The following is an 18548-nucleotide window of genomic DNA, read 5'->3' on the forward strand; positions in this document are numbered from 1 at the left end:
TCACGGAAGAGATGGAACTTGTCAAATCACTTTTTTCTGTACGCCATAGCCTACCACTACCACTTCTTGAAGTAGCTCTGAATCTTCTGCCAAGGTTACATTAATGACAGTTCTATTTCCTACTTTTTCTACAATGGTTTTGTAAGAGATAAAAGAGAATGACAGTTTGGAATTTATCCCATCTACTGTTATGCTGTATTGTCCATTTACATCAGATATACTACCGTTGGTAGTTCCTTCTTCCTTAATATTAACACCTATCAAAGGTTCATTTTTATCGTCAACAATAGTTCCCCGAACCTTTATCTGTGCATTCGCAGCAAGGCAGAAGAAAGAAACAATAAGAGAAAATATAATATTTCTTTTCATGATTATATACATCGTTTAATGATTATTCTTTCAATAATTTAGCACGTGCAATCTCTGTATCGATAATGAATTTATAACTTCCCTTTTGGTTTACTTTCAAATAAGGTTGGCTTGATCCCATATAATCAATAATACCGTTTTCAAGCAAGCGCCAGTATTTACTCCAGCCCGGATAAGTAATGGTTATATTAAGCTGGGTTTCGTTCAGTATAAGAGTCCGTCCAAGTATATACGGATTCTCCGCATCTGGAGTGAGTAGACAATCCTTGTTGGTAGGGTCCCATCCGGCACCCTCAAATCCATAACCACACATTGTGATATCAGGAGAATCGTGCACAGCTGAAGAAGGTATATAAGGGGCCACAGTATACGTCTGCTCCTTGGTATTTGCTGTAATTTCATAATATCCCTTTGTAGGCAGCACTATTGGAGCGGCAGAAGGATTGTTTAGTAATTTACCATTCTCGCCTGATACACCGAAGCAATGAGGTTCAAAAGAGTTTTCCTGTCCCAAAAAATAGATTTCCTTATTATCGCAGTCTGCATAATATTTGAAGGTAAATGTACCATTTGATTTCTTATGATAGAGCATCGGTACTCCACAAATATCAGCTGTCAAATTAGTTTCTTTGGGAACATCGGCCAGGAACAAAGTAACCATTTCGCTGGAAACAATATATTTAATTTTCTGTATATTCCTGTTAGCTTCCACAAAGTTATCGATTGCTGTTATTTTTAGTTCATATTCTTCCGGTTTGGATGGCAACGAATAAGTCTTGTTGAAAGAGTATTCCTTTTCACCATTTAATTTGATTTTTTCCATGATGCCCAATATCGGCTCTTCCACATAGACTGAATCTAAACCGGATTCATCTGTAACTTTAAAAGAGAGTGCCAATTCCATCTTGCTCTCCAATAGCTGTATCGTTCCGTCTTGTGGAGATACATCCGAAAATTCAGGAGCGTTAAAGTCTCCGTCCAGATGTAGTGTAAGCTCTTTGGCCACAACATTTCCCGAGACATCTTCCAGTACCAGATTGACCTTATATACATCCTCATTCTTTGTGTCCTTAGGTGCCAGAAACTCATAATCCAATTTATATTCTGTAACTAAAGTATCAGTCTGAAATACGATTTCCTTATCCAGATAGAGCTCTGGAATCATAATTTTTAAAGACTTAAGGCCTAAATCATCTTTTAAATCAGCCTTGATTACAAACTTTCTGTTGGGATTAGAATACAATTCATCACGCAACACTTTTATTTCTGGTGCGTCGGATGCAGAATAGGAGACCCCCTCATCGTCTGAGCATCCCGTAAAGCAAAACAGCATCAATAATGCTGACAACCTAAATAAACTTTTCATAATATCAATATTGTTGTTAACTAATAATTCATTTCTAAGTGAGTTATTGCACAGGGAAATGTGTTGATTCCAACACATCCCCGTACAATAAAAGCAGTTATATCCTGAAAACTTGCTTGTTTATATCAAGCTCTTCTACCAATGAATAATATTTTTCTGCAAGTTCCTTCTGGCCCAATCCACTGTATCCTAATGCCATTACGTAATAGCAATGTATTTTGTTGCGAATGTTCAGGTCGTCTTCCCAAATAGCAAGCTCCGGCAAGGATACTGCGAAATAATCGATTTTGCATTCATCAAAGAGATGTTTTTTGCCGTGGTCAATCAGTTTGTTGAAACGGCTGCGTGCTTTACTTTCTTCGCCCAATGCCCTCCAGGCAAGTCCTTGATAGAAAATCTTGTCAGGTTGTTGGTCATTATAGTAAAATGCCTGTTGAGGCTCGCTGGAACCTTGTGTCGCTTTCATTAAGTATTTAATGGATTCAACTTCGTTGCCCAGCTTTTGATAGACTATTCCTCTATAGTAGTCCACTTCATTCTCTTCAACGTTGATCAGTTTGCCTTCACCCAGATTGTGCGGATAATGTTCTGTCTCTTTTAAAAGGCTGATGGCTTCCGCATACCGGTTCTCCTTAATAGCTTTCTTGGCAAGTTCTACCCGGCAGAGAATATATTGCCCTGTAACTTTGCCTTCACCACCTTCCCACGGATGGAATTTTTGTGCGGCTATCAGTCTTTTTGCCTTTTCATACTCTCCTAACTGATTGTAGAGGATTATTCGTTCTATGCATAAGTCATCCCGTTGTGCCACCAATTCCTGATGTGCCTCAAGAAAAGCCAGGCGTTCTGCATGGGGTCTTCCCATTTTCTTGTACAGTTGGTCCAACTCCATAAAGATACGGGAGTCCGTTTGGTCCAATTCGAATGCTTTTTCCAATAATCGGCACGCTTCCTCCTTCCTGCCTTTCTTGTTGTAATAAGCCAATGAGAGGTTGCGTAGAGCTGTAGGGAACTGGTTATTTATCTCTACTGATTTTTCCCAGCAGGCAATAGCTTCTTCATAACAGCGGTGTGCATACCAGAAGTTTCCCAGATAGTAGGGAGCTTTGAAATCTTCCGGATTCATCTTCATGGCATCTGTCAATACATTTACTTCGTCAATTCTGTTGGGGAAGCATTTGTGAGGAGACAAATTTTGCGCCTTCCGGTACCATTGCAATGCCAATTCCGTATCTCCCGACATCGCTGCAAAATATCCTGTCATGTAGGCTGCCATGGGGTAAATGGTGGTTTCTCCATCCATATAGGTGTGCATTATCCGGGATGCTTCCTCGTACATTCCGGCTGCGGCAAAGTCGAATGCGTATTCAATATAGTTATGTACACTGCCGTTAAGCATCTCTTTCATCTCTTGTAAATCAGTAGAGACGTTTTCGATGAAATACTTTTCAAAGCGGCATCCTAAATTGAATTTATCAATGGTCAACGATTCTCCGATGAATTTTAATGCTTCATCTGTTTGTCCGGAATACCTTAGAATAGAGGCTTTAAGCTGGCGCGCCTTATGGTTGTGCCAGTTGTGTATGAGTGCCAGGTCGATATGTTCCAAAGCGGCGGTCCAGTCCTTTCTGATACAGTCTATTTGGGCTACACCGAAATATCCTGCATCTCTCCAGGCTGAATTCCAGGTCGATTTGTAATAAGCATTGTATGCTTCATCATATTTACCTTGCATTTTCAGGCTCCATCCTAAATTGTAATAGGGTTCTCCATCATATGGGTTCGGATTACGTTCTGTCAGTGTCGTTATGGCTTTATGGAAATATTTCTCGGCTTCTCCAAACTTTCCGCGGCGCATATTCAATAAACCGACTGCGTTGTTGCAACGGGCGTCACCGGGTTCTCTGTCCAAAGCTTCCTTATAATAAGCCATAGGGTCATATGTGGCATGACGATATTGTTCCAGATGCAATCCGGTTAAGAAAAGCTGTTCTATGGAAGCTATCTCTTCGGGTTGTTTAGCCGCTTTGGCGGGATCTGGTGTGGGCTTTATTTCCGGTTTGTCGGCCTTATACTCTAAAAGAACTCTTCCATCACTATTGTATATGGAGAGGATGAGTTCTTCCGGCAGTTGTCCGGCAGTCTCTACTTGAGTTTTAAATATGCTTTCCGGGGAAAGGGCTGTTATCTGGCTTAGCAGGATTTTTCCGGTTACATCTTTTAATTCGATTTTGATGTCTTCTTGCTGTCCGCTTGCATATACTATGATATGGGCGGTATTATCCGCCACATCCAGGTTCAGAATGAAATCTTTGGATGCATTTTTAACGTATCCTACTTCGTTGTATGGCATGAAGTATTGCATCCATGATTTTTCTTCGTAAGGTTGCAGCCAGGTAAAGTCCGGTTGGTTGTCTGTGTAGACTCCGGTCATCAGTTCAATATAAGGGCCGTCTTCATCGGTGAGGTTTCTGTCCCAGGCAATCCCGAAATCACCGTTACCCCAGGTCCATTGTTTTTTGCCGGGGGACAGATGATGGTCGGCTACGTGTAATAGTCCTGCCTGTGCATTTTCCTCATAACCACCGACAAAGTTATAGCGTGACTGGATAGCCATGTATGAAGTAGGGACAGGGATATTCTTATATTTGGAGATGTCAACCCCTTCCGAGTAATCTTGTTTGTAATATACTCCTGTGGCAATCGGAAAGTTGGATACATCTCTTTTTCCGTGGTCAAAGACGGCATGCACATCGGGTGGGAAAACCGAGTGATAATGGTCGTTGACAACTACGGCAGGGTTCGCCCACCATAGGAAAGTTTGCGGGAAAGGAGTACGGTTGTAGACCTTGACTTTGATTTCCAAATAGGATTTACCCGGATGTAGTGTGAATCCCTGCATTCCCTTCATATTGAACATGCGTTCCACCTCATTACACCATACGGTTTTACTGCCGTCCGCATTTTCTTCAATGGTACAGTCGGTGGGAAGGTAAGTACTGGGACGGTGGTGTTGAGGCCAGTTAAATTCTATTCCGCCTGATATCCAGGGACCGGTCAATCCTACTAATGCAGGTTTGATGACTTGGTTGTAATATACAAAATGGCGTTTCTTTACTTTATCGTAGGCCATTTGCACGCGTCCACCTAATTCCGGCAGTATCATTATCTTGAGATATTCATTTTCAAGAAAATAGGCTTTGTATTCCTTCTCCTTCTTCTCATCACATATTTTTTCAACAACAGGATAGGGATATACTACTCCCGAACTTCCCTGATAAACGCGTTTCTCCAGGAAAATAGGGTTTTTCTCTTCCTCTCCTATTTCGTAGGTTGGAAGCTTTACGGTCTCTTTCCAGACTTTTACTACTCCTTTTTCAAAAAGAGTGGGCTGAATCAAATATTCTGTAATCTTTTCCATAAGGTATTTATTGTTTTTTGAGACAATAAGGGTGATTTAAACGATGAACAGGCTTCATCGCTTAAGTAAAAATGAATTTAAAAAGTGATATTCTTATTTTAATTAGTCAGTTCTTTCTCAATGCTTTCCAATGATTTCCCTTTCGTTTCGGGCAACTTGATTTTGATGAATATAAATCCGAGAATACATATAATCCCGTATAGCCAGAAAGTGCCGTAAGCTCCTAATCCGGAGTTCAATAGCGGGAATGTATATGTCAGAACAAAACACGCAGCCCAAAGGGAAAAGGTGGAAACAGCCATTGCCATACCACGTATGCGGTTCGGGAATATTTCAGATAATACCACCCAAGTCACGGGAGCCAAAGTCATGGCATAACAGGCGATGGCTAATACTACCATTGTCAGTACTGCTATTCCGGTAATGTTGAGGTAGTAGCATACTCCCATGATTATATAAATGCAGGCCAATCCCGAAGCACCGAACAACATAAGCGAACGGCGTCCTAACTTGTCTACAGTGTACATACCCACAAAAGTGAATATCACATTCGTCACGCCCGTCACTACAATATTAAACAGAATGTCGGAAACACCATAACCGGCTGCTGCAAAGATTTCTTGTGCATAATTGAAAATGACATTGAGGCCACACCATTGTTGGAAAGCTGCGATAACGATACCTATCAATAATATCCCCGGCATTTTTCCCTGGAAGAGCAGGCGGATATTTACTTTCTCTTTGGTTGCCTGCAAAACAGTTCTTATGGTTGCAACCTCTGTTTTTGCATATTCTTTTCCACCTATACGGCTTAAAATACTTTCGGCTTTGGTGTATTGGTGTTTGGTGGCCAGCCAACGGGGACTTTCAGGTATGAAGAATACCAGAATAAAGAACAGTAACGAGGGAACAACTTCTGCCCAAAACATCCAGCGCCATCCCATTTGCCCATTCCACGTATTCAGCATATCCTCACCGGCTATCACCGGATCTGCAATCAGCCAGTTGGCAATCTGGGCGGCCAGAATACCTAATACTATTGTCAGCTGATTGATAGATACGAATTTTCCCCTTACCTCACCGGGAGAGACTTCGGCAATATACATAGGTGAGAGATTGGAAGCGATTCCGATTCCGATACCGCCAAATATACGGTAGAAAATGAACCAGTCAATGTCATTCACAGCTCCTGTTCCGATTGCAGAGACGGTAAATGTGATGGAGGCAACTATCATGAGAGGTTTACGTCCGTACCGGTCGGATAGGACACCGGCAATCATGACTCCTATTAAACAACCGAGGATGGCACTGCCCATAACCCACCCTTGCATGCCGGGAGAATTGGCTATTCCGAAGAAAACTTCATAGAAAGGTTTGGCGCCACCGATAACTACCCAATCGTATCCGAAAAGTAGTCCGCCCATGGCTGAAACTAATGAAATAAGCAAGAGGTAAAAATTGTTGCTAATAGATTTTGTTTTCATGATATCAGTTTTAATGTATGGCAAATGTATGCCTTAAAAGTCAATAAAAAAATGCAGATTGTTATCAAAAGTATGTATAATCTTATTATATTTATCAGTGGAATACCTCGAAAATACTACAAAAACAGGTATACATGTAAAATACTATGAGAAATATGTAAAAATCAACCAAAATCATATATCATGGAAAAAGTAGCGGAAGGCTTTAAAGGAGAGAAGGCTATTGTTACACCTTATAATATACGTAACCTTCAACGGGAGAATAATATTACAAAGCAATTATTTGTCAGTCACATAGGCTACTATCCTCGTGCGCAATTCCATTTTAGGGAAAGGGAACTGGGAACGAATGAGAATGTTTTTATATATTGTGAAGAAGGGGGGGGCTGGATTGCTTATAATGGTGAAAAGTATATTTTGCATAAAAACCAGGCCTTTATATTACCTGCCAATGAAAAACATGCATATGGTGCTGATGAGGTTAACCCATGGAGCATTTACTGGATACACTTTTGTGGCGAGAGTGTGACTATGTTTTCATCTATAATAGGTAAGGTTATATCTTTGGAAGAGTCGGATAAAAGCCGCTATGATGACCGTTTTCTATTATTCGAGGAAATGTTTCAGAATTTGGAAATGGGGTATAGTCCTGAAAACCTGGAGTATGTAAGTTTCTGTCTGATGCATTTTCTTGCTTCCTTGAAGTACATCAACCAATTTAGGGAAATCAAAAAGGTGAGGGAAACAGATTTTGTGCAGAAAAGTATTTCGTATATGAAAGAGCATATGGAAACTAAAATTACGCTGGAAGATATAGCACAGCATGTGAACTATTCTGCATCCCATTTCAGTGCCTTATTTTCGGAAAGGACTTCTTATGCTCCGATGGAATATTACAATCAGTTGAAAATTCAGCGTGCCTGTTCTTATCTGCAATTCTCTGATTTAAAGATCAAGGAGATTGCTTTCCGGCTGGGATATTATGACCAATTTCATTTCTCAAAAGCATTCACAAAGGAAATGGAGATTACTCCCAAAGAATACAGAAGTAAATATAAATAAGATGTAAGAGTCATAATATAAACACCCGAAGGTAATCGTCACATTCGGGTGTTTATATTAATCTATAGAAAAGAAGTTTACCTCATCCTGAAAAGTATTAGCGTGAACTCAGCTTCTTTCTATATACAATCACCATTATCATAATGCCTATCACCATCAGAGCCAGTGCTGCATAAGCGATACCTTCCGTTACATGCAAGCTCTTCGGATCAAAGCGCATTTCGATGGTGTGCTTTCCGGCAGGGACGTACATAGAACGTAGGATATAGTCTGCGCGGGCAATGTCGGCAGGCTCTCCGTCAATGGTGGCTATCCAGCCGTCCGGGTAATAGATTTCGGAGAATACGATAACGCCGTCTTTAGAGTTATTCGTTTCATAAGCCAGACGGTTCGGTTCGTAACTTGTCAGATGCACGCTGGAAAGACTGTCTTTATGGGCAGTGGTAATACCTTTCAGAATATCCTTGAAACGAGCATCTACTACGGCAGTCTCTGTTGGCAATATGGTGCTTAGGGCATCAATTTCCTGGTTGGCATTGTCCACGTAATCCACATTGTTGACGAACCATGCATTGCCGTAAGCGTACGGATTCTCGATAGGAACAGTCTGCCCTTGTCCGGCAGGGAGGATGAAATATTTCGTGTTCAGCATATTCAGAACACGGAACTTGGAAGCATCTACACTGTCCATCTCACCACCTGCGGTAGCGATAGCCCGATAGGCTGCCTGCATTTCGGGGGAAATATGACGGTCAATCATTTCCTGATAACGTCTCAGTTTGGCTGCGTGATATCCACCTACGCTCTTGTGCCAGTAAGAAGTTTTATTCTCGCTGAATGCATCTCCGGAAAAACTCAATACGCGGTAATTCGGGTCAGTGTCTTGGAGGATGATTTCATCAGCTTGCGTTTTCTTAAAGGTGTCAACCTGGGCAGAACGGGGGACGAATTGGTCATCGTGCAGATAACGCTTGTTGACACTCCACATATCTGCTACACAGAGAATAGCGATGCCGGCAATTACGAATGACTTTCTTAGTTTTCCGCTGTAGTAAAGCCACAGCAACACGCAGCCAATTACAATGATAATGAAGCTACGCAGTGCGTCGGCGCTTACCATTGCAGCACGCATTTCTGCCAGGTTGGAAAGGATGCCGGATAGCTCGTTTGCAGGAATCATCTGCTGATTGACCGCATTCTGCAACATCTGCGCTTCCTGTGCGGGGACGAAAGTTGAACTGAAAGCTCCTGGAATCACGGCTAATATCAAAGCTACACCGGCAGTCAGTGTCAGACTGATACCAACGAACTTTATCTTCTTTTTCAATATCTCCGGTTCGTCCAGAATCTTTTTCAGAGCAAAGATAGCCAGTAGTGGAATGGTAAATTCAGCAATAACGAGGATGGATGATACTGCACGGAACTTACTATACATGGGTATATAATCAATGAAGAAATCTGTCAGTGGCATGAAGTTCTTACCCCATGAAAGAACAATGGAGAAGAATGTGGCTCCGATCAATGCCCATTTCAATGGACCTTTGACGATGAAGCAGCCTAGAATGAAAAGGAATAGTACAAAAGCACCTACATATACAGGACCTGACGTCATAGGCTGGCTACCAAAGTATTGGGACAGTTGCTGGTAGAGTCCGGCATAGGTCGGATTGGCTTTTTCCATGGCTGTCTCATTCAGGGCGAGAGGAACAGAAGCACCACCTTTAAAGTTGGGCACTAATAAGGTCCAGGTTTCGCCGATACCATAGCTCCATTGGGTGATGTAGTCACGGTCCAGTCCGCTACTGGTTTGTTTGGCGGCGTCACCGGTTTCTACGAGCTCGCTTTTGCCGCGCATGGTTTCTTTGCTGTATTCATAAGTGTGATACAGGTTCGACAGATTGACGGATATACCAATCAGCGCAGCTACCACAAGCACACCGCTTGCCTTGAAGAATTGCGGTAAGGTCTTGTTGCGCCATGCGTCTTCAAAGTAGGCTCCTGCAATGAAGAGGATGACAAACAGGAAGTAATAACTCATCTGTACGTGGTTCGACAGAATTTGCAGGGCAATGAACAGTGCTGTAACAATGCCTCCTGCCAGATATTTACCCCGGTAAGCCAGTACGATACCTGCTATTGTAGGTGGTATATAAGCTAGCGTGATAAACTTCCAGATGTGTCCGGCAGATATCAGAATGAAGAAGTAGGATGAGAATGCCCACATTAATCCGCCTAATCCTGCCAACCATGTAGGTATACCGAATGCACGCAACAAGATGAAAAAGCCCAGCATCAGGATAAATGTCAGGTTGACATACGTAGGCAAAAATAGTTGGTAGACCTTCTGTACCCAGGTCAACGGTTGGGTTGACTCGTAGCTGGGGGCTATCTGATAAGTCGGCATACCACCGAACAGAGAGTTAGTCCAGCGTGTATACTCACCGGTTTCTTCGCGATACTGAGTCGCTTCTTGTCCGGCACCTGCACCGGCAGCCGTGTCATGTTGAAAAAGAATGCGGTTTTCTATATCCGCCGGGAAGAAATAGGCGAATGAAAGTACTGCAAACATAAAGATGACCAGGAGGTCAGGGAGGAACTTCTTCATAAAAACGGAGCTTTTATGAAATTGACAATTGACAATTGACAATTGACAATGGCTATGCAGAATGACAGCGCAGCTTAATTGTCAATTGTCAATTGTCAATTGTCAATTTCGTTGTTTTTAATAACGATAGTGTTCGGCCTTATACGGTCCGTCTACATTCACGCCTATATAGGCAGCTTGTTCGGGAGTAAGCTTCGTTAGCTTTACACCGATTTTCTCAAGATGCAGGCGCGCTACTTCCTCATCGAGGTGCTTAGGCAGGCGGTAAACACCGGTTTCGTATTTCTTGTTGAACAACTCGATCTGAGCCAATGTCTGGTTGGTGAATGAGTTACTCATAACGAATGACGGGTGTCCGGTGGCACAACCCAAGTTTACCAGACGACCATCAGCTAACAGAATAATGCTGTGTCCGTCAGGGAAATAATAGCGGTCTACCTGTGGCTTGATGTTAACGCATTTGATACCGGGATAATGTTTAAGAGCATCCACCTGGATTTCATTGTCGAAGTGACCGATGTTGCAGACAATAGCCTGGTCCTTCATCTGCGTCATGTGATCGATACGGATAATGTCGATATTGCCTGTTGTGGTAACAAAGATATTGCCTTGTGTGCAGGCTTCTTCCATGGTTACTACCTCAAAGCCTTCCATAGCGGCTTGCAGAGCGCAAATCGGGTCTACTTCCGTAACCAATACTCGGGCACCGTATGAACGCATGGAATGTGAACATCCCTTACCTACATCACCATATCCGCAGACCACCACTACCTTACCGGCAATCATTACATCCGTGGCGCGCTTGATGCCATCGGCAAGCGATTCGCGGCAGCCGTAAAGGTTATCGAATTTGGATTTCGTTACAGAGTCGTTTACATTGAATGCCGGGAACAGCAATTTGCCTTCTTCCTGCATCTGATACAGACGATGTACGCCTGTAGTTGTTTCCTCAGAAACACCACGTACTTCGGCTGCTACACGTTGCCAGCGAGTAGGATCTGCGGCCAGTACGCACTTCAGAATTGCATTCAGTTCTATTTCATCTTCTGCATGGACTTCTTTGTCCAGAATAGAAGCAGTGCTTTCGGCTTCATATCCCACATGTATCATCATGGTAGCGTCACCGCCATCGTCAACGATTACCGTAGGGCCTTTACCACCGGGGAAGTTCAGTGCCTGAAGCGTGCACCACCAGTAGTCGGCCAACGTTTCGCCTTTCCAGGCAAATACAGGTACTCCACTTGCGGCAATAGCAGCTGCGGCATGGTCTTGAGTCGAATATATGTTGCATGAGCACCAGCGTACTTCGGCACCCAGTGCCACGAGGGTTTCAATCAGTACCGCCGTCTGGATGGTCATGTGCAGGGAACCCATGATACGAGCACCTTTCAACGGTTTTGTTTCTCCATACTTTTCGCGAAGAGCCATAAGGCCGGGCATTTCTTGTTCTGCCAGATCGATTTCCTTGCGACCGAAGTCGGCAAGCGTAATGTCTGCCACCTTGTAGGGCAGAGTAGAGAATAATTCTTTAGACATATCTATCAATGATTTAAAATAAAAAGTGATGCAAAGATAGAACATTCTGATTAGTAGGACAAAAGCTATTGGTTTTTTTTAAATAAAAGCCTGCAATATGTGTTGATATAATTGAAAAGATATGCTATATTTGCTCCCCGAAAATAACACTCTACAACATATCTGCCTTGAAATGAGGGATTATAAAGATAAAACGAAAGAAGAACTGCTGGAGATAATCCGGGATTTGGAAGAACAGCTGGCAAGCCGCTCCCTGCCGGCCGATCCTTGTCCGGATGAAGAACCAGAACGCTTCCGTGAGAAATATGGCAAGGAAATACTGGAGGCTATCCCTGATATGTTGACGGTTTTTGATCGTAATCTGGACTACATAGAACTACTATCTTCTCCTGGTACCAATCATGTGGAAGGTCTGTCCGGTGAAGATAAGTCACATCCTAACCTGAAGGATATAGTGCCGGAATCAGAATATCGTAAGATTCGTGCTAATATGGAAAGAGTGTTGCGTACCGGTTTGCCCAGTATAGGGGAACATTCGTTACAGTTCGAAGGCGAGACGCATCATTACGAGAATCTGGTATGTCCGCTGGGAGATAAATACTTGTTGTGTATGTGCCGGGACGTGACGAGTCGGGAAAATGCACAGCGTGAGTTAGCCGCTGCCCGTGTAAAGGCTGAAGAATCCGACCGCTTGAAATCGGCATTCCTTGCAAATATGAGTCATGAGATCCGTACGCCTCTGAATGCGATTGTAGGATTCTCAAGATTGGTTATTTATCCGGGGCATGATGGAGACAAGGATGATTACTGCAACATTATCGAGCAGAATTCGGAATTGCTGTTGTGTCTGTTTAATGATATTCTGGACTTGTCTGCTATGGAGGTGGGCTCTTTGAGGTTTGTTAAGGAGAAAGTAAATGTGTATGCAGCCTGTCTTGAAGAATATGAAAGGCACCGGATGAAAGTTAATAAGGGTGTGAAACTGGCGCTGGATGATGTTGACAAGAATCTATATGTTATCGGAGATAGGATGCGAATCATGCAGGTGTTGATGAACCTGTTAAGTAATGCCGCTAAATTTACTCCGTCCGGAGAGATTCATCTCGGTTATCAGCTTCGGGGGAATATCGTACAATTTTATGTAAAAGATACGGGTATCGGTATTCCGACCAATCGGGTGGCTAAGATATTTGAACGTTTCGGTAAGATTAATAACTTTGCGCAGGGTACCGGACTGGGACTGACTGTTTCCCGTATGCTGGTGGAACGGATGGGTGGGCGTATTTGGGTACGTTCAGGAGAAGGAATAGGGACGACGTTCTACTTTACGCTGCCGATGGCTTAAAGGTATTATGAACCCAAAGAACCTGCTCTCTAAAGAATGAAAGAGAGCAGGTTCTTTGGTCTTTGAAGGGCGGTCAGAGATATGAAATGAAGAATGAAGAATGAAGAATGAAGAATTGGCTGCGCTGTAATGCCGCATGGTAATTCTTCATTCTTCATTCTTCATTTTGTTATTAATAACGATAGTGTTTAAAATCAGATGATCTCTATCCCCTGTTCCTTACAAAGCTGTAGGCCTACATCTTTCAGTTTGAATTTCTGTATCTTGCCGCTGCCCGTCATAGGGAATTCATCAATGAAGAATACATATTTCGGTATCTTGTAACGTGAAATCTTGCCTGTACAGAAGTCGCGTACATCCGATTCGTGTATATCCGCTTCTTCTTTCAGGATGATGAAAGCACCTACTTCTTCGCCATATTTCTTCGATGGAATGCCTGCCACTTGCACATCCTTCACACCTTCCAGTTTGTAGAGGAACTCTTCAATCTCTCGCGGATAGATATTTTCGCCACCACGGATAATCATATCCTTGATGCGTCCCGTAATGCGATAGTTACCGTCTTTATCTTTTACTCCAAGGTCTCCGGAGTGGAGGAAACCGTCCTTATCGATTACTTCGGCTGTGGCTTGCGGATTCTTATAGTAACCTTTCATGTTATTATAGCCCCGGTTGCACATTTCACCTTGCACGCCTACGGGACATTCTTCTCCGGTTTCGGGATCAATCACCATGACTTCTGTATGTTCAAAATCATGTCCTACGGTATTGCAACGGACATCGAATGGGTCGTCAATGCGTGAAGCTGTCATGCCCGGCGATGTTTCTGTCAGACCATACACACTCGTAACTTTCATATACATCTTTTCTTCCACCTGCTTCATCAATTCCACAGGGCAGAGCGAACCTGCCATGATGCCGGTGCGCAGGCTGGACATGTCGAACATATCGAACATCGGATGGTGCAACTCGGCAATGAACATAGTAGGCACACCGTACAGAGCCGTGCAGCGTTCCTTATGTATAGAGGCAAGCACTACCAACGGATTGAAACGTTCCACCATAACCTCCGTGCAACCGTGTGTCAGGCAGTTCATAGTGGCCAGCACCACACCGAAACAGTGGAACAGGGGTACGCAGACGCAAAGTTTGTCATCAGCTGTGAACTTCATGTGTTCTCCGGTCAGATAGCCATTGTTGGTGATGTTGTAGTGAGTAAGCATGACACCTTTCGGAAAACCGGTGGTGCCGGATGTGTATTGCATATTCACTACATCATGGCAGGTTACCTGACTTTTTAGATTATTCAGACATTCGTCTTCCACATTGTTACCCAGTAGGAGGATTTCAGCCGTATTGTACATACCACGATGTTTCTCCTGGCCTACATAAACAACGTTGCGCATGTGTGGAAAACGTTGGCTCTTCAGATGTCCGCGTTCGCAGGTTTTCAGTTCCGGCAGCATGGTGTAAGTCATCTGTACGAAATCGCTGTCCTTTTCACCATTCACAATGCAAAGGGTGTGCATATCCGAGTTTTCGCACAAATATTCCAGCTCAGCCTGCTTGTAGTTGGTGTTTACAGTGACATAGACGGCGCCGATTTTGGCACAGGCATACAGTAGCGTAAGCCAGTCGGGTACGTTGGCAGCCCATATGCCTACATGGGTTCCGCGTTCTACACCAATAGAGATCAGTCCTTTCGCCATGTCGTCTACCCGTCGGTTGAACTGGCTCCAGGTGAAGCGCAGGTTGCGGTCGGAATAAACAATATATTCTTTATCGGGCGTAGTCTCTGCCCAGTGCTCCAGCCATTGGCCGAGTGTTCTTTCGTATAACATAAATGAAGTGATAATGTTATAAAAGTGATAGGATGGTAAGATGGTATGGTGATAAGATTAGAATAGCAATCCTATCATTCTACCATCTTACCATCCTATCATTCTTAAATGGGTGTATAGATTACTGCAAGAATTTTTGCTGCTTTGCCTTCGTAAGCATGCACGTGGTGCGGAACGATGGAGTCATAATAGATGCTGTCTCCTTCTTCAAGCAGATATGTATTTTTACCGTAACTTATTTCCATGATACCTTCCATAACCATTATAAACTCTTCACCTTCGTGAGAGGAGAGTACGAAATCGCTATCTTCCGTAGCAGCTACGTCGATGATAAACGGCTCCATGTGGCGGTCCGCTTTCGACTTGGACAGGGAATGATATTCCATGTGCTTGCGGCTCTGGATAGCATTATTGGAGAAGCTGATACTGTCTTTGGCTTCCGTCTTGCGGCAGATGGCCGGCCCCGTTTCATCCTGATCGTCAAGGAAAGTTCCCAGGCGTACACCCAGAACACGTGCTATTTTGATAAGTGGAGCCAGTGATGGCAAGTCAATGTTATTTTCAATGCGTTCAATCTGTTCTACGGCTAAACCGGAACGTTCGGCCAATTGCTCAATGCCGATTGATTGGCTTTCACGGAGTGACTTTATCTTTTCTCCGACAATCTTGCTTGTATCCATAGTTGATAATGTTTTTCACCTATTAGGCTATAAATTTTATTGTTAAGGCACAAAAATAAAACAAACTTTTACTTGGTGCAACAATACACGGAGAAAAGTTTTCATCTGTGAAAGGAAAACAGTGTTTTAGAATATTTTATCTAAAAGAGTCTCGTTGGATATCAGTATGGAAACCTTACCTTTCATCCCATTCCGAATTTCATATTGAGTTTGAGATGGCAAAAGGATATTTGCAACAAAGTAGTTGTCGTTATCAATGGTGATTACTTTATTATCTATTATTGCAATTTGGGATTTAATGGTACCATATCTTTTTGAAGGATAACCATCAAACTCTATTTGAATATCCATACCAAGAGTTATCTCACTCAAATATTTATAAGGAACAAGCGTCCTTACATGAATTTTGTGATTAGAAATGATAGCAACGGCTTGTCCTTCTATATTTTCAGGATATGGAATGTAGTAAGCGGCAATGGCAAGCAACACAAATATAAAGGCTATAATTGAGATGCCGAACCTGACTAATGATGGAGGTATGACACCAATAATATTTCGAACCTTTTCGCTTCTGAGTTCTATTTGGTCAAAATTTTTCTGTTCCATAATTCTTTCTTAGTTTCCCAGTTCCAATTGATTCTTTACTAAATTATAATAAGCCCCTTGCTTGGCTATTAATGAAGCATGATTACCCACTTCAATAATTCTGCCTTTATCAAGAACTATGATTTGGTCGGCATTCTTGACGGTGCTCAAGCGATGAGCAACAATAACCACCGTCTTTCCCTGATAGAACTTATCTAAATTTTCAACGATAGAGCGTTCGTTTTGCGCATCCAACGAATTGGTCGCTTCGTCCAAAAAGATATAGTTCGGATTCTTATACACTGCACGGGCTATAAGAATGCGCTGCTTTTGGCCTTGACTTAGTCCGATGCCATCGCGTCCGATTTTTGTATTCAGTTTCAGTGGAAGCCTCATTACATAGTCTTTGATACAAGCTATCTCCATTGCATGTAACAAGCGCTCTTTGTCAATCTCACCGTCATCGACTGCAATGTTGCGGGCGATAGATTCAGAGAATATTACACCATCCTGCATCACTACACCACAATGCCTGCGCCACCATTTCAAATTATAGGTATTCAAATTAGAATTGCCTATACATATTGAGCCGTTACTTACCCGATAATAGCCCAGCATCAGTTTAATGAGAGTGGTTTTCCCGCTACCTGAAGCTCCGACAATAGCGGTAACTTTGCCCTCGGGTATGGACATATTTACCGCATCGATAGTCTTTTTCGGATTGTGAGGGTCATACTTGAAATCCACTTGATTGAATGTTATACTTTTATTGTTTTTCGGTAATGCGCATACTGTATGAGTATCGGTCTCTTCATTCTCCATAGAATGAATTTCATTGATTCTCTCCAAGCTGATTTTGACATCCTGCAGAGCATAAAGTAAGCTCATTAGCTGTTCCACTGGACTGTTGAGTTGGCCGATAATATATTGAACGGCAAGCATCATACCCAAGGTCATTTCACCATGAATGACTGCCGTAGCTGCCACTACTGTAATGACAATGTTCTTGACTTCATTGATAAAAATACTTCCTGCTTCTTGACCCTGCTGGAGTTTCAAGCTTTTCATCTGTACACCGAACAAATTAGCTTGCACATCTTCCCATTCCCAACGACGGCGCTGTTCACAGTCTTGGAGTTTTATCTCTTGCATCGAAGTGATGAACTGGTAGGTCTTATTGTTGTTGTCGGCCTGTTGCTCAAACAGCATATAGTCCAAAACCTTTCTTCGTTTCAAAAAGGTGAAAATCCATGCACCGTAAACGATGTTGCCAATCAAAAAGATGCCAAATATAAGGTGATTGTATGAAAATAGCACCGCACCAAACACGATGAAGCTCAACATGGAAAAAGTAACGCTCAGAGTTTTAGTGGTCAGAAATTTCTCTACACGGCTATGGTCGTTCATGCGTTGCATGAGGTCACCCATGAGTTTCGTATCAAAGAACGACATAGGAAGTTTCAGTAGTTTGATGAAGAAATCACTTACCAAAGATATGTTGATACGCATGCTGATATGAAGCAGTAGCCATCGGCGTATGAAATCGACGGATGTTCGACCTATGGTAATCATTAGCTGTCCCAGTAGTATGAGCCAGACGAAGCCTATATCCTGGTGTGTGATACCCACATCAACGATAGCCTGCGTCAAAAAAGGTAGTATAAGCTGTAATAAACTGGCAAGAAGCAGTCCCAAAACAATCTGTCCAAAGAACTTACGATACTGACGAAAGTATCCGAACAGAAATGCGAAAGAACGTTTCTTTTCAACCGGTTCATCAGTCCTCCGGTAAAATTCGGGAGTAGGATTCAGAAACATGGCAATACCTTTTTCTTCACCATTGGCAACTGTAGTGGTCCAATGCTCCTCAAATTCCTTGCGATAGTAAGTAAGAAGTCCTTTTCCCGGATCCGCTACATAGAATTTCTTGTTTTTCTTTATTTTGTAAAGCACCACAAAATGATTCTGATTCCAATGTAAGATACATGGAAGTTCGGCCTTGGATAGCTGTTCAATGGTGACTTTTCCACATTGAGTATGAAACCCCAGCTTTCCTGCAGCCTCATTAATACCCAATAAAGAAACACCTTCAGTTGTGGCAAAGCAATAATGTGAAAGAGCTTCTATCGAATACTCTTTCCCATAATAACTGCATACCATCTGAAGACAGGTTATGCCACATTGCATACTATCATGTTGCTTTATAAATTTCATTTTACAATCATTTTTATAATATCCAGCAACAACAGAAATA

The 18548-nt window shown here is 42.7% G+C and carries 12 protein-coding genes; 2 read left to right on the plus strand and 10 right to left on the minus strand.

The genetic code is table 11. The features are described from left to right. Positions 1 to 21: 21 nt before the first annotated feature. From BN161_RS30400 to BN161_RS06180, 4 genes are all read right to left on the minus strand, one after another. The gene (locus tag BN161_RS30400) at positions 22 to 369 is read right to left on the minus strand and encodes a carboxypeptidase-like regulatory domain-containing protein (RefSeq protein ID WP_244436429.1); all 348 of its coding nucleotides are present in this window, start codon (positions 367 to 369) and stop codon (positions 22 to 24) included. A 22-nt stretch (positions 370 to 391) separates the two neighbouring features. Beyond that, positions 392 to 1735 carry a hypothetical protein gene (locus tag BN161_RS06170; protein ID WP_209441890.1) on the minus strand — a complete coding sequence of 448 codons (1344 nt, stop codon included), beginning with the start codon at positions 1733 to 1735 and terminating at the stop codon, positions 392 to 394. 97 nt (positions 1736 to 1832) lie between these two features. Continuing rightward, positions 1833 to 5156 carry a DUF5107 domain-containing protein gene (locus BN161_RS06175; protein WP_044263949.1) on the minus strand — a complete coding sequence of 1108 codons (3324 nt, stop codon included), beginning with the start codon at positions 5154 to 5156 and terminating at the stop codon, positions 1833 to 1835. Positions 5157 to 5254: 98 nt separating this feature from the next. Beyond that, positions 5255 to 6640 carry a sugar porter family MFS transporter gene (locus BN161_RS06180; protein WP_044263952.1) on the minus strand — a complete coding sequence of 462 codons (1386 nt, stop codon included), beginning with the start codon at positions 6638 to 6640 and terminating at the stop codon, positions 5255 to 5257. A 183-nt stretch (positions 6641 to 6823) separates the two neighbouring features. Between BN161_RS06180 and BN161_RS06185 the strand changes: the two genes are divergently transcribed. Continuing rightward, positions 6824 to 7702 carry an AraC family transcriptional regulator gene (locus BN161_RS06185; protein WP_044263955.1) on the plus strand — a complete coding sequence of 293 codons (879 nt, stop codon included), beginning with the start codon at positions 6824 to 6826 and terminating at the stop codon, positions 7700 to 7702. 97 nt (positions 7703 to 7799) lie between these two features. Here the strand turns inward: BN161_RS06185 and BN161_RS06190 are convergent, their stop codons facing one another. Both BN161_RS06190 and ahcY read right to left on the minus strand, forming a co-directional pair. Then, on the minus strand, positions 7800 to 10307 hold the full coding sequence (locus tag BN161_RS06190; protein WP_044263958.1) for a YfhO family protein: 2508 nt from the start codon (positions 10305 to 10307) through the stop codon (positions 7800 to 7802). 117 nt (positions 10308 to 10424) lie between these two features. Beyond that, a complete protein-coding gene (ahcY, locus tag BN161_RS06195) occupies positions 10425 to 11843 on the minus strand; it encodes an adenosylhomocysteinase (protein ID WP_044263997.1) in 1419 nt (472 codons plus the stop codon). A 172-nt stretch (positions 11844 to 12015) separates the two neighbouring features. Here ahcY and BN161_RS06200 point away from each other — a divergent pair, with 172 nt between their 5' ends. Next, entirely contained in the window at positions 12016 to 13188 is a 1173-nt protein-coding gene (locus BN161_RS06200) for a PAS domain-containing sensor histidine kinase (RefSeq protein WP_044263999.1), read from the plus strand. 194 nt (positions 13189 to 13382) lie between these two features. On the opposite strand, the gene BN161_RS06205 is transcribed toward BN161_RS06200, so the two are convergent. From BN161_RS06205 to BN161_RS06220, 4 genes are all read right to left on the minus strand, one after another. Further along, positions 13383 to 15029, minus strand: a complete 1647-nt coding sequence (locus BN161_RS06205) for an AMP-binding protein (protein WP_044263960.1) — start codon at positions 15027 to 15029, stop codon at positions 13383 to 13385. 104 nt (positions 15030 to 15133) lie between these two features. Further along, entirely contained in the window at positions 15134 to 15709 is a 576-nt protein-coding gene (locus BN161_RS06210; protein ID WP_044263963.1) for a helix-turn-helix domain-containing protein, read from the minus strand. A 126-nt stretch (positions 15710 to 15835) separates the two neighbouring features. Next, positions 15836 to 16315, minus strand: coding sequence for an HlyD family secretion protein (locus BN161_RS06215; protein ID WP_044263965.1), 480 nt, complete (start codon positions 16313 to 16315; stop codon positions 15836 to 15838). Positions 16316 to 16324: 9 nt separating this feature from the next. After that, positions 16325 to 18508 (minus strand): peptidase domain-containing ABC transporter, encoded by a 2184-nt coding sequence (locus BN161_RS06220; protein ID WP_044263967.1) that lies wholly within the window; start codon positions 18506 to 18508, stop codon positions 16325 to 16327. Positions 18509 to 18548: the final 40 nt, after the last annotated feature.

Origin of the sequence: Bacteroides timonensis, from assembly GCF_000513195.1 — a bacterium.
In the GTDB taxonomy this organism is placed as follows: Bacteria; Bacteroidota; Bacteroidia; order Bacteroidales; family Bacteroidaceae; genus Bacteroides; species Bacteroides timonensis.

Excerpts from the sequence above, each read along its gene's own strand:
- BN161_RS30400 (WP_244436429.1), bottom strand. The coding sequence starts at position 369 with ATGAAAAGAAATATTATATTTTCTCTTATTGTTTCTTTCTTCTGCCTT.
- BN161_RS06170 (WP_209441890.1), bottom strand. The coding sequence starts at position 1,735 with ATGAAAAGTTTATTTAGGTTGTCAGCATTATTGATGCTGTTTTGCTTT.
- BN161_RS06175 (WP_044263949.1), bottom strand. The coding sequence starts at position 5,156 with ATGGAAAAGATTACAGAATATTTGATTCAGCCCACTCTTTTTGAAAAA.
- BN161_RS06180 (WP_044263952.1), bottom strand. The coding sequence starts at position 6,640 with ATGAAAACAAAATCTATTAGCAACAATTTTTACCTCTTGCTTATTTCA.
- BN161_RS06185 (WP_044263955.1), top strand. The coding sequence starts at position 6,824 with ATGGAAAAAGTAGCGGAAGGCTTTAAAGGAGAGAAGGCTATTGTTACA.
- BN161_RS06190 (WP_044263958.1), bottom strand. The coding sequence starts at position 10,307 with ATGAAGAAGTTCCTCCCTGACCTCCTGGTCATCTTTATGTTTGCAGTA.
- ahcY (WP_044263997.1), bottom strand. The coding sequence starts at position 11,843 with ATGTCTAAAGAATTATTCTCTACTCTGCCCTACAAGGTGGCAGACATT.
- BN161_RS06200 (WP_044263999.1), top strand. The coding sequence starts at position 12,016 with ATGAGGGATTATAAAGATAAAACGAAAGAAGAACTGCTGGAGATAATC.
- BN161_RS06205 (WP_044263960.1), bottom strand. The coding sequence starts at position 15,029 with ATGTTATACGAAAGAACACTCGGCCAATGGCTGGAGCACTGGGCAGAG.
- BN161_RS06210 (WP_044263963.1), bottom strand. The coding sequence starts at position 15,709 with ATGGATACAAGCAAGATTGTCGGAGAAAAGATAAAGTCACTCCGTGAA.
- BN161_RS06215 (WP_044263965.1), bottom strand. The coding sequence starts at position 16,315 with ATGGAACAGAAAAATTTTGACCAAATAGAACTCAGAAGCGAAAAGGTT.
- BN161_RS06220 (WP_044263967.1), bottom strand. The coding sequence starts at position 18,508 with ATGAAATTTATAAAGCAACATGATAGTATGCAATGTGGCATAACCTGT.